The following is a 13,080-nucleotide window of genomic DNA, read 5'->3' as shown; positions in this document are numbered from 1 at the left end:
CTTCACACCTCTCCCGGTCACTCGACCGTAATCTCAACGCGGCGGTTCTGGAGTTCGCGAACCCCATCCGCCGTCGGCACACGCGGGTTGCTTTCACCGAACGCCTGCGTGGACAAATTGGCCGTCGTGCCATGCGACACGAGGTAGTCGCGCACGGCATCGGCCCGGCGCGTCGAAAGCCCCATGTTATAGCGGTCGCTTCCCGAACGATCCGTATATCCGTCTATCCGGATCGCAGCCCCGCCGCAGCCTGCAGTCGAAGACACGGTCGAATCGAGGATCGTCGCCGCGTCGGGCGAAATCATGCTGCTGTCCCAGTCGAAGAACACGATGTAGGGCCCGGGCAGGCACGGTGCCTCGGCGACCGGCGGCTGCGGGGCAGCGGCTTCCTGCGACACCATCTGCGGCTGGGTCATGCGGCGATAGGCCTCGTCGCACTTGCCGATGCTGACGGGATCCTTGGTCCCGCTCTTCAGGAAACCCATGGCAATGCCGCATTGCGCCTTGGCCTGCGAAGCCCACATGTAGGCCGGCGTATCGGCCGAAACGACGCTCGCATCCCCGGTCTGCGCCAGAGCCGCGTCGTATCGCGTGCGGATCTCGCTCTTGAGCTCCCCCTTGCCCAGCGACATCAGGTCCGATTGCTGGTCCTGTGCCGAAGCCGCCACCGGGACCAGACATCCAGCCAGCGCGAATGCCGCCAGAGGCCCCTTCCAATTGCCCGTCATTTTCATCCCCTCGATATCCCGGGTCGCGTCAGGCGACCGTCGTCGAATGTGCTTCCATGGCTGCAGCCATTGCAGCCATCTCAAATCCACCGGCCAGACCCGCCGCGTGCAGGCCGTCGAGGCCGCCGCCGGCGAGCATGGCGCCAAGCACGTGATCCAGGCCGTCCGCCCCCATCGTCTCGGCAATCGCGGGAGCGCCGTGTGCGCCTTGATGCCCGGCGAAGTGGTCGATCAGCGAGTCCACAGCATGGTGCCCGGCGCTTTCAGCAATCGCTTCCTGCACGGCAGGTAGATTCCCGGAGCCATGTTCGCCCCCGTGCCCGCTCCCCTGCCCGGCTCCGGTGCCATTACCCTGGTCCTTCGAACCACCGGCCTGCTCGCCCTGTGCGGCGAGCAGCAATGCCTGCATCAGCCCCGAGTCAGCGCCGCCGAACAGAGCCGGAGCCGCACTCGCCTGAACGTGGCCTTCCTCGCCGCTGCCAAGCGGCTGCACGGAGACGTCCTGATGCTGCACCACGTCACCCAGGCCATGCCCGGCGCCCTGCTCCGCCGCGTGCTGCGACGGGTGGCTTTCGGGCTCGCTGTCCTGGTGAGCCTGCTGGCCATCCTGCAGGAATGTCACCGGCGGTGTCGCCGGAGCATGTTCCGGCACTGCAACCGTCACTTCGGGCAGATGCGTCTCGAAAGTCTGCATCGCCGCGGCAATCGCCTCTATCGCGATTGGCGAGAGCGGCATCGCATGGGCCGCACCCGACATCATGAAGCCTGCCGCAGCCGCAGTGATCGCCGCCATTTCGGCAGTGCGTGCCGCAGTCTGGCTCTCGACGCTCGCCGTTGCGAACGAGACGTCGGCCAGTGCGTAAGTGGCACCCTTCATGGTGTACTCGCCGGTCGCATGGACGATTGCATCGCCATCGGCTTGCGACGACCCCGGGCCTTCCGCAGTCAGCTCGATCGAAGTGATCCCCATCTGCGCCAGCGTCTTGAACTCGCCCGCATCGACAACGCCGTTGCTGTTCGCATCCTGCCAGACGCCGAACTCGCTGTAGCTCTCATCGGCTGCCGTCAGCTTGCCGTCGCCATTACTGTCGTAAGCCAGGCGCAGGCCCTCGAGGTCGGTTTCCGCTCCCGCGGCATCGTCGGTGAAGACGATATCGAGGCCGTGCCCGGTATCGTGGGCCAGCAGGCCGTCATCGGCGCTGAGCCAAGCGGTCTGCACAAGTCCGCTGCCATAGTCGTGCGTGACTCCGGCATCGAGCCCGACGAATTCGACGCCGTCGCCATCGAGATCGAGCGCCACCGGAGGCGTCGTCGTCACTGCCGTGATCGAGAGATTGGACTGAGCCGAAACGTCGCCGTCGCCGTCCACCACTTCGACCGGAATGGTGAAGTTGACCGGGTCGTTGGTCAGCGTGCTCGCGCCGAAGTCGCCGATCTGGAAGGTGTCGCCACCCGCCCAGGTGTACTCGACGCTGTTGAAGCCGTCGCCCGTGAAGACCGCGATCTGCGTGCCGACCTGGCTCGATCCCGGGTCGCCTTCAACCCCGGCGACATTGACCGAACCATCGCCAAGCAGGGTCACGGTAAAGACGTGTCCATTCACGGTGTAGTTCGTTGCAGTGATCGTCGGGATGATGATCGGATCACCACTTCCATCGACGTACTGCGTTCCCCGCCAGACGATCGAAATGCCGGTGATCGAGTCCTTGTCGCCGTCACCGACGGCGGTGTTGCCGTCCGGATCGTCGAACGCGGCAATGTTCACGGTCGAGCCATTGGTCGACTTGAACAGCGCCACCGCCCCGTTCACGGTATAGTGGCCGTCGAACATGTGGTCGCGGTTCGTATCCGTATCGTAGTCCCCGGCGCCGTCCTTCGGATCGCCGCGCAGATCGGTGACGAAGTCGACCCGGAAGGTCTCGTTCGAACCGACCGAGGCGCCCCCGCCGATACCACCGGTATTGGCGGTGGAGTTGATCGTGCCGTCGTCGGCGTTGTTGATCGACGGTGTCAGCAGCAGGTCCTGGCTGTTGTTGTCGATCGGCGATCCCACCGTCTCGCCCACCGGAATGAAGCCCGACCAGCTGTTGTTGCCGCCCACGAAATTGTAACCGCCGGCATTGAAATCGATGGTCTGGATCGAGTCGATCGTCCCGTCCATGTCGACCGTGTAGGTGGCCGTCGTAGGGTCCAGCGTGACGGTGAAGATCTTGTCCGCGCCGGCATAGGCTTCCAGCACCGTATCGCTCACCAGCGTGTAGGTGATCGATACGAAGTTGTGCGTCAGGCCGCTGTCCGCCCCGTCCAGTGAGGGTGCGAAGCGCACAGTGCCCGCCCCGTCGGCCCCGTAGTTGTCGATCACCGACATGTCGGCGTCGAGGTCCGCGGGGGCCGAGACCGGCGCCGCGCCATTGGTCACCTGGATCGCCTCGGGCACGACGGCATAGGGCGTGTCGTCGACAACATCGATCGAGATCGTGCCTGTCGTCGTGTTCCCGTTGGCGTCGCTCGCGGTGTAGGTGAAGCTTTCCGCGCCGAGCGCCGTCGTCACGCCATCATTCGCCGACGGCGTTGTCGTGACGGGCGAAGTCAGTGTGTAGGTAAAGGCGCCGGTGCTGTTGTTGAGCACGAGCGTGCCGTAAGTCCCCACGACCGTCGTCTCGTTCCCACTGACGGATCCTCCGGCGATAGAATAGCCGGTAGCCCCCGTCACGGAGACGGCGCCACTCGCGGTTTCGCCTGGATCCGATGGCATCGAACCGGTAATCGAACCGGCCGCAACATCCGCGCCAGTCTGGGCCGTATCGAGGGCCTTTTCGTAAACCGTGACGCTCTCGTCATCGCCGACCAGCGAAACATCGGTAAGGCTGATCGTCAGCGTCGTGGTCGAGGTATCGCCGTCGCCATCGGTGATGGTGTAGACGAAGCTGTCGGTCGCGTTGCCCGAGATCGAATTTGCCGTGCTGTTGTACGTGTAGCTGCCATCCGCATTGAGGATCAGCGTACCGTAGGTGCCCGCGATGCCAGCCCCGCCGAGGTTACCGGTAACCGGCGCCGAGGTATCGGTGCCGGTGGCAACGCCGGTGACCGCGCCGCCCGGGGCCGCGCCGTCGGCGCCCAGCACATCGACCAGACCCGAGGTCGTGCCGGTGCCGGAAAGCACATTGCCATCGGTCGAAGCGCCTTCGACGACGCTGTCGGTATCGGCGCGCGCGGTGGGCACATCGTCGATGACGTCGATGGTGATCGTGCTGGTGGTCGTGTTCCCGTTGGCGTCGGTCACCTGGTAGGTGAAGCTCTCGAGGTTGTTCTCGGTGGTCACGCCGTTGTCGAGCGTCGCGCCGTCGACCGGGCTGGTGAGCGTGTAGCTCCAAGAACCGCTGGGATCGATGGTGATCGTGCCGTGGCTGCCCGTCGCCGAGCCGACCAGCGCATAAGTATAACCGCCCGCGCCGCCCGAGGCATTGTCGGTCAGCGAGCCCGAGACGGTCTCCGCCGTCGAGGACGGGTTGGAACCGATGCCCAGCGCGGCCTCATCGACGCTCGCATCCTCGTTGCTCGCGGCAAGGCCGCTGTCGGTAAGGCTGATCGTCAGCGTCGTGGTCGAGGTATCGCCGTCGCCATCGGTGATGGTGTAGACGAAGCTGTCGGTCGCCCCCGCAGGCGGCACCGCATTGGCGTTCGACTGGTAGGTATAGCTGCCGTCGGCGCCCAGGATCAGCGTACCGTAGGTGCCTGCGATGCCAGCCCCGCCGAGGTTACCGGTAACCGGCGCCGAGGTATCGGTGCCGGTGGCAACGCCGGTGACCGCGCCGCCCGGGGCCGCGCCGTCGGCGCCCAGCACATCGACCAGACCCGAGGTCGTGCCGGTGCCGGAAAGCACATTGCCATCGGTCGATGCGCCTTCGACGACGCTGTCGGTATCGGCGCGCGCGGTGGGCACATCGTCGATGACATCGATGGTGATCGTGCTGGTGGTCGTGTTCCCGTCGGCGTCGGTCACCTGGTAGGTGAAGCTCTCGAGGTTGTTCTCGGTGGTCACGCCGTTGTCGAGCGTCGCGCCGTCGACCGGGCTGGTGAGCGTGTAGCTCCAAGAACCGCTGGGATCGATGGTGATCGTGCCGTGGCTGCCCGTCGCCGAGCCGACCAGCGCATAGGTATAACCGCCCGCGCCGCCCGAGGCATTGTCGGTCAGCGAGCCCGAGACGGTCTCCGCCGTCGAGGACGGGTTCGAACCGATGCCCAGCGCCGCTTCATCGACGCTCGCGTCCTCGTTGCTCGCGGCAAGGCCGCTGTCGGTAAGGCTGATCGTCAGCGTCGTGGTCGAGGTATCGCCGTCGCCATCGGTGATGGTGTAGACGAAGCTGTCGGTCGCGCCGGCGGGCGGTACCGCATTGGCGTTCGACTGGTAGGTATAGCTGCCGTCGGCGCCCAGGATCAGCGTACCGTAGGTGCCTGCGATGCCAGCCCCGCCGAGGTTACCGGTAACCGGCGCCGAGGTATCGTTGCCGGTGGCAACGCCGGTGACCGCGCCGCCCGGGGCCGCGCCGTCGGCGCCCAGCACATCGACCAGACCCGAGGTCGTGCCGGTGCCGGAAAGCACATTGCCATCGGTCGATGCGCCTTCGACGACGCTGTCGGTATCGGCGCGCGCGGTGGGCACATCGTCGATGACATCGATGGTGATCGTGCTGGTGGTCGTGTTCCCGTCGGCGTCGGTCACCTGGTAGGTGAAGCTCTCGAGGTTGTTCTCGGTGGTCACGCCGTTGTCGAGCGTCGCGCCGTCGACCGGGCTGGTGAGCGTGTAGCTCCAAGAACCGCTGGGATCGATGGTGATCGTGCCGTGGCTGCCCGTCGCCGAGCCGACCAGCGCATAGGTATAACCGCCCGCGCCGCCCGAGGCATTGTCGGTCAGCGAGCCCGAGACGGTCTCCGCCGTCGAGGACGGGTTGGAACCGATGCCCAGCGCGGCCTCATCGACGCTCGCATCCTCGTTGCTCGCGGCAAGGCCGCTGTCGGTGAGGCTGATCGTCAGCGTCGTGGTCGAAGTATCGCCGTCGCCATCGGTGATGGTGTAGACGAAGCTGTCGGTTGCGCCGGCCGGCGGCACCGCATTGGCGTTCGACTGGTAGGTATAGCTGCCGTCGGCGCCCAGGATCAGCGTGCCGTAGGTGCCCGCGATGCCAGCCCCGCCAAGGTTACCGGTAACCGGCGCCGAGGTATCGGTGCCGGTGGCAACGCCGGTGACCGCGCCGCCCGGGGCCGCGCCGTCGGCGCCCAGCACATCGACCAGACCCGAAGTCGTGCCGGTGCCGGAAAGCACATTGCCATCGGTCGAAGCGCCTTCGACGACGCTGTCGGTATCGGCGCGCGCGGTGGGCACATCGTCGATGACATCGATGGTGATCGTGCTGGTGGTCGTGTTCCCGTCGGCGTCGGTCACCTGGTAGGTGAAGCTCTCGAGGTTGTTCTCGGTGGTCACGCCGTTGTCGAGCGTCGCGCCGTCGACCGGGCTGGTGAGCGTGTAGCTCCAAGAACCGCTGGGATCGATGGTGATCGTGCCGTGGCTGCCCGTCGCCGAGCCGACCAGCGCATAAGTATAACCGCCCGCGCCGCCCGAGGCATTGTCGGTCAGCGAGCCCGAGACGGTCTCCGCCGTCGAGGACGGGTTGGAACCGATGCCCAGCGCGGCCTCATCGACCGAAGCATCCTCGTTGCTCGCAGCAAGGCCGCTGTCGGTGAGGCTGATCGTCAGCGTCGTGGTCGAAGTGTCCCCGTCGCCATCGATGATGGTGTAGACGAAGCTGTCGGTCGCCCCCGCAGGCGGCACCGCATTGGCGTTCGACTGGTAGGTATAGCTGCCGTCGGCCCCCAGGATCAGCGTGCCGTAGGTGCCCGCGATGCCAGCCCCGCCAAGGTTGCCGCTGACCGGCGCCGAAGTGTCGGTGCCGGTGGCAACGCCGGTGACCGCGCCGCCCGGGGCTGCGCCATCGGCGCCCAGCACATCGACCAGACCCGAAGTCGTGCCGGTGCCGGAAAGCACGTTGCCGTCGGTCGAGGCGCCTTCGACGACGCTGTCGGTATCGGCCCGCGCGGTGGGCACATCGTCGATGACATCGATGGTGATCGTGCTGGTGGTCGTGTTCCCGTCGGCGTCGGTCACCTGGTAGGTGAAGCTCTCGAGGTTGTTCTCGGTGGTCACGCCGTTGTCGAGCGTCGCGCCGTCGACCGGGCTGGTGAGCGTGTAGCTCCACGAACCGCTGGGATCGATGGTGATCGTGCCGTGGCTGCCCGTCGCCGAGCCGACCAGCGCATAAGTATAACCGCCCGCGCCGCCCGAGGCATTGTCGGTCAGCGAGCCCGAGACGGTCTCCGCCGTCGAGGACGGGTTCGAACCGATCGAGAGCGCCGATTCATCGACCGAGGCATCCTCGTTGCTCGCGGCAAGGCCGCTGTCGGTAAGGCTGATCGTCAGCGTCGTGGTCGAGGTATCGCCGTCGCCATCGGTGATGGTGTAGACGAAGCTGTCGGTTGCGCCGGCCGGCGGCACCGCATTGGCGTTCGACTGGTAGGTATAGCTGCCGTCGGCGCCCAGGATCAGCGTGCCGTAGGTGCCCGCGATGCCAGCCCCGCCAAGGTTGCCGGTAACCGGCGCCGAAGTGTCGGTGCCGGTGGCAACGCCGGTGACCGCCCCGCCCGGGGCTGCGCCATCGGCGCCCAGCACATCGACCAGACCCGAAGTCGTGCCGGTGCCGGAAAGCACATTGCCGTCGGTCGAAGCGCCTTCGACGACGCTGTCGGTATCGGCGCGCGCGGTGGGCACATCGTCGATGACATCGATGGTGATCGTGCTGGTGGTCGTGTTCCCGTCGGCGTCGGTCACCTGGTAGGTGAAGCTCTCGAGGTTGTTCTCGGTGGTCACGCCGTTGTCGAGCGTCGCGCCGTCGACCGGGCTGGTGAGCGTGTAGCTCCAAGAACCGCTGGGATCGATGGTGATCGTGCCGTGGCTGCCCGTCGCCGAGCCGACCAGCGCATAAGTATAACCGCCCGCGCCGCCCGAGGCATTGTCGGTCAGCGAGCCCGAGACGGTCTCCGCCGTCGAGGACGGGTTCGAACCGATCGAGAGCGCCGATTCATCGACCGAGGCATCCTCGTTGCTCGCGGCAAGGCCGCTGTCGGTAAGGCTGATCGTCAGCGTCGTGGTCGAGGTATCGCCGTCGCCATCGGTGATGGTGTAGACGAAGCTGTCGGTTGCGCCGGCCGGCGGCACCGCATTGGCGTTCGACTGGTAGGTATAGCTGCCGTCGGCGCCCAGGATCAGCGTGCCGTAGGTGCCCGCGATGCCAGCCCCGCCAAGGTTGCCGGTAACCGGCGCCGAAGTGTCGGTGCCGGTGGCAACGCCGGTGACCGCCCCGCCCGGGGCTGCGCCATCGGCGCCCAGCACATCGACCAGACCCGAAGTCGTGCCGGTGCCGGAAAGCACATTGCCGTCGGTCGAAGCGCCTTCGACGACGCTGTCGGTATCGGCGCGCGCGGTGGGCACATCGTCGATGACATCGATGGTGATCGTGCTGGTGGTCGTGTTCCCGTCGGCGTCGGTCACCTGGTAGGTGAAGCTCTCGAGGTTGTTCTCGGTGGTCACGCCGTTGTCGAGCGTCGCGCCGTCGACCGGGCTGGTGAGCGTGTAGCTCCAAGAACCGCTGGGATCGATGGTGATCGTGCCGTGGCTGCCCGTCGCCGAGCCGACCAGCGCATAAGTATAACCGCCCGCGCCGCCCGAGGCATTGTCGGTCAGCGAGCCCGAGACGGTCTCCGCCGTCGAGGACGGGTTGGAACCGATCGAGAGCGCCGCTTCATCGACGCTCGCATCCTCGTTGCTCGCGGCAAGGCCGCTGTCGGTAAGGCTGATCGTCAGCGTCGTGGTCGAAGTGTCCCCGTCGCCATCGGTGATGGTGTAGACGAAGCTGTCGGTCGCCCCCGCAGGCGGCACCGCATTGGCATTCGACTGGTAGGTATAGCTGCCGTCGGCGCCCAGGATCAGCGTGCCGTAGGTGCCCGCGATGCCCGCACCGCCGAGGTTGCCGCTGACCGGCGAAGTCGTGTCGGTGCCGGTGGCAACGCCGGTGACTGCGCCGCCCGGGGCTGCGCCGTCGGCGCCCAGCACATCGACCAGACCCGAAGTCGTGCCGGTGCCGGAAAGCACATTGCCATCGGTCGAAGCGCCTTCGACGACGCTGTCGGTATCGGCGCGCGCGGTGGGCACATCGTCGATGACGTCGATGGTGATCGTGCTGGTGGTCGTGTTCCCGTCAGCGTCGGTCACCTGGTAGGTGAAGCTCTCGAGGTTGTTCTCGGTGGTCACGCCGTTGTCGAGCGTGGCGCCGTCGACCGGGCTGGTGAGCGTGTAGCTCCAAGAACCGCTGGGATCGATGGTGATCGTGCCGTGGCTGCCCGTCGCCGAGCCGACCAGCGCATAGGTATAACCGCCCGCGCCGCCCGAGGCATTGTCGGTCAGCGAGCCCGAGACGGTCTCCGCCGTCGAGGACGGGTTCGAACCGATCGAGAGCGCCGCTTCATCGACCGAAGCATCCTCGTTGCTCGCGGCAAGGCCGCTGTCGGTAAGGCTGATCGTCAGCGTCGTGGTCGAGGTATCGCCGTCGCCATCGGTGATGGTGTAGACGAAGCTGTCGGTTGCCCCCGCAGGCGGTACCGCATTGGCGTTCGACTGGTAGGTATAGCTGCCGTCGGCGCCCAGGATCAGCGTGCCGTAGGTGCCCGCGATGCCAGCCCCGCCGAGGTTACCGGTAACCGGCGCCGAAGTGTCGGTGCCGGTGGCAACGCCGGTGATCGTCGCGCCGTCAGCCCCCGGGACATCGTTCGCCAGCACACCCGTCGCGGGCACAGTCAAGGAGCCGCCCTCGGTGACCGTGCCCGAATCCGCAAACGCCGTCGGCATGTCGTCGACGATCTGGATGTCGAGATTGTCGGAGGCGGGATCGCCGTCCGCATCGATGACCGTGATATCGAACGACACGGTCGTGCCATCGGTGTTCGAGGTATTGTCGTTGAGCGTATAGGTATAGGTGACGCTACCGTCGCCGGTGACCGGATCGAAAGTGAGATCGTTGACGGTCAGCGTACCCGTCTCATCGCTCGAGACAACTTGCGGGAAGGTACCCGGCGTGACGACTGTGCCCCCGATCGAGACGCTGGTCAGGCCATCGTCGGAATGGAAGGTGATCGTGCCGGTCGTCGATTCGGGGCCGCTGACGAACTGCGAACCGGGGTCCTCGCCATCGCGCGTATCGGTCGACGGGGGCAGCTGGTTCTCGTTGACCTGGGTTCCTTCGCCGATCTCGGGCACCGAAATGATCATCGGCGGGCTGTCTGCGATGCTGATCGTCAACGTCGCAGTCGAGACATCGCCATCACCGTCTGTCACTTGATACGTGAAGACATCGGTTCCGCCGCCGCCGGTTCCCGGAGTGCGCACATAGCTGTAGGAACCATTGGCGAGCAACGTGAGCGTGCCGAACTCGCCGGTCACGACCGATCCGGTGCCCGAAAACGTGCCGGAAGTTCCGGCATGCACGCCGGTGACGCTGCCGCCATCGGCACCGAGGGTATCGGCGCCCGCCTCACCGCTGGTAGTGCCCTCGCCGCTCAGGACATTGCCGGTCTGCGCGGTGAAGTCCGCGGCCGGGACCGTGTCGGTATCCGCGCGGGCAACAGGAGCGTCGTCAGTGATATTGACAGTCAGCGTCGCCGTGGCGGTATCGCCATCGGGATCGGTGACCACGACCGTGAACACGTCCGCCGTGCTGTCGCCACTGGTATTGTCGGCAAGCTCGTAAGTGTAGGCAATCTGGTCGCCATTGAGTGCACCCAGCGTCAGGCGACCAAAAGCGCCATCGATTTGCTGGCCGGCCTCACCCGTGAGCATTTCGCCATTGATGACAATGGAGCCGATGCCATCTTCCGAAGTGACGAAGATCGTGCCGGTGGTGACGTCCGACCCGTTTCCGAACTGTGAGCCGGGCGTTTCCTGATTGCCGTTGAGACGATCGCCGGAAAGGCCGGATTCAGAAACCGTATCGGTAGCCGAGTCCGACGCCGGACCGCCGTCCTGGATCAGGATATCGGGCACCTTGTTCACGAGCTGAGGAAGAATTTCCTCCTGCTCGGGCTGCGGGAACGAGAGTTCGGTGTAGGGAAGCAGGTCGCCCAGGCCGTACGCGGCCTGGATCGGTCCTGTGGGATCGGCAAAATTGCCGCCCGAGCTCTGCACCGCTCCGGCGGCAGGCTGGGGCTCATTGCCGGTAAGCAACGCCGCGAGGTTGAGCGGCGGAACCGCGACATCGCCGATGACGATCTGCGGGACATAGACGGCGCCATCGGGAATGACGAAGACCCGGCCATCGGGAAGCGTCAGAACGAGGTCGCGGCCTTGCACCGACAGTTCATCGAGCGTAGCGCCCTCGGGCAGAACGACGAGATTGTTGGCATCGGGCAGCAAGACTTGCGACGGCCCCGCCGCCGCGGCTGCCAGGATATTGCCACCTGCCAGGTTGGCATCTGCCGGAGACATGTCGTCCGAACCGTGACCGTCCTGAAAATCCATAACCACTTCCCTGTCGCTTGCCGGCCGCGGCAAGACACCGCGACGCAGTTGGGTTCGAAATGGTCAGGCGGCGGATTCCGGACGCAACGCGACTGAACACCGCTTGACCATTGCGCCCTTTTCAGCCGGTGCCTGCCTCTCTCAGCGCTCGATGAAAGCGACTCGGAGCAGACTTAACCGGCTGAAATCACAGCAACACGCGGACCTTTCGGAGACAAGTCTGTTAACTAACCTTAACGAGACGCTGTCCCGGTGTTGCACACATTTAGAGGTAAGCCTTGACTGGGCGTGCAACCCAGAAAACTTTTTAATTATATGATTTTTAGATATTTTTTATTGACGATAGGCAAAGCGGCGAAGCCGGACGCCTCACGCTTCGACCATTTCGGATGATTAGGTTTGTCAACAGGATGAATTGCGGCGATAAACGTCCGTTACATCTCTGGGGCTTGCGATCGAACGAACGGAGGGGACCGTCATGAACATCGCAATGGGAATGGATTTCACGAAGGGACACCCGGGCACTCCGGACCTGCGCGTGCTTGCCCTCGCCCTGGCAACGGGGATGGCCGGCTTCACGGTTACCTATCCCGCCGTAACCGTTTCCAACGGGACCGTTGGCGAATGGATGGGCAGACTGGAAGTGAAGCCCCTTCGTCTCACCGCACCGAGCTTCGGCGGAGCACCGACGATTAGCACCAGCTTTGGGAACTCCGCGGAGGCCCTGACGCAAGCTGCTACGGTAAGCGCAGCCGAGTTGACGACTGCATTGGCCCCGACGAGCGCGGCCTACGCCGCGACCGGGACGCGCGACCTCCAGCCGGAAGCCTTGTCACCTCCCGTCATCCCAGTCGTCGTCGCTCCCTCGCCCGATACTTCGCAACTGGCCCGAACCAAGCCTTCCGCGCCATCATCGAGTGTGCTTGGCACCAGTCCGCAAGGCAACCTTCCGCCGGATCAACTTGCCAAGTCACAGGCAAGAAAGGTGGAACAGACCGAACCGCTCGACGCAGTGCGCATTGCCCTGCCCCCGCCGACCACGGATCTGTCGAAACCTGGCCTCCTCCAGCCTGATGCCACGTTGAAACAGATTGCACCGCCGATTGCGCCGCCGATTGCGCAATCGGCTCCAGTCACACCTCCAGAGCAATCGCTTGTCTCAAGCGCAAAGCCCGACGCCGGCCCCGCAGTGGCTGCGGGACCGCTATCCCAGAGCGAGGGACTTGGAATGTTCGCGCAGCCCGAGGAAGTGCGCCAGTTCGACCTTGCCAAGTTGGCCCCGGCCCGCCAGCCAGCCAGGAATTCGGGCGTTTCGCCTCTGCGCGCGCAGAACCCGACCGACGCAGGCCTTGCCAAGCCGCGCATGGAAAAGGCACCGAAACTCGCGAAAGTACCTGATCGGGTTGTGGGCGATCACATCATGCACGTAGCCGGGCTCAGCCTGGAAGGAATGCCAGCGGGTAGCCTGACGGTCCGCATCGGCATGACGGGCGACCTGTCGGTAAAACTCGCCGACCTGCTCGCGCCAGTGAAGGACCAGATGGCACCGGAAACCTTCGAAAGACTGGCAAGCTCTTCCGCTGCGGCCGACTACGTCAGCTTCGCCGATCTGCGCGCCGCCGGGTTCGATATCCGCTACGACGCCGGCGGCGACAGACTGATGGTCTCGGCTCAGTTCTAAGTCGCATAATTCCGCTTTCAGTCGGGCCTTTGATCATCGATTGCCTTTGG

3 protein-coding genes are annotated in these 13,080 nt (G+C 65.3%); 1 reads left to right on the top strand and 2 read right to left on the bottom strand.

What is annotated here, in order from left to right:
* Positions 1-17 precede the first annotated feature (17 nt).
* Positions 18-728 carry an OmpA family protein gene (locus tag JI59_RS26620; protein ID WP_052117823.1) on the bottom strand — a complete coding sequence of 237 codons (711 nt, stop codon included), beginning with the start codon at positions 726-728 and terminating at the stop codon, positions 18-20.
* A 28-nt stretch (positions 729-756) separates the two neighbouring features.
* Entirely contained in the window at positions 757-11,349 is a 10,593-nt protein-coding gene (locus JI59_RS27535; protein WP_239000586.1) for an Ig-like domain-containing protein, read from the bottom strand.
* 478 nt (positions 11,350-11,827) lie between these two features.
* On the opposite strand from JI59_RS27535, the gene JI59_RS03110 reads away from it, so the two are divergent.
* The gene (locus JI59_RS03110; RefSeq protein ID WP_007015154.1) at positions 11,828-13,030 is read left to right on the top strand and encodes a hypothetical protein; all 1,203 of its coding nucleotides are present in this window, start codon (positions 11,828-11,830) and stop codon (positions 13,028-13,030) included.
* Positions 13,031-13,080 lie beyond the last annotated feature (50 nt).

Origin of the sequence: Novosphingobium pentaromativorans US6-1 (assembly GCF_000767465.1) — a bacterium.
Classification (GTDB): Bacteria; Pseudomonadota; Alphaproteobacteria; order Sphingomonadales; family Sphingomonadaceae; genus Novosphingobium; species Novosphingobium pentaromativorans.
This window is presented reverse-complemented; position numbering and strand designations above follow the sequence as displayed.

What these genes read in the sequence shown, in the direction of transcription:
- JI59_RS26620 (WP_052117823.1), bottom strand. Translation starts at nt 728, where the DNA reads ATGACGGGCAATTGGAAGGGGCCTCTGGCGGCATTCGCGCTGGCTGGA.
- JI59_RS27535 (WP_239000586.1), bottom strand. Translation starts at nt 11,349, where the DNA reads ATGGATTTTCAGGACGGTCACGGTTCGGACGACATGTCTCCGGCAGAT.
- JI59_RS03110 (WP_007015154.1), top strand. Translation starts at nt 11,828, where the DNA reads ATGAACATCGCAATGGGAATGGATTTCACGAAGGGACACCCGGGCACT.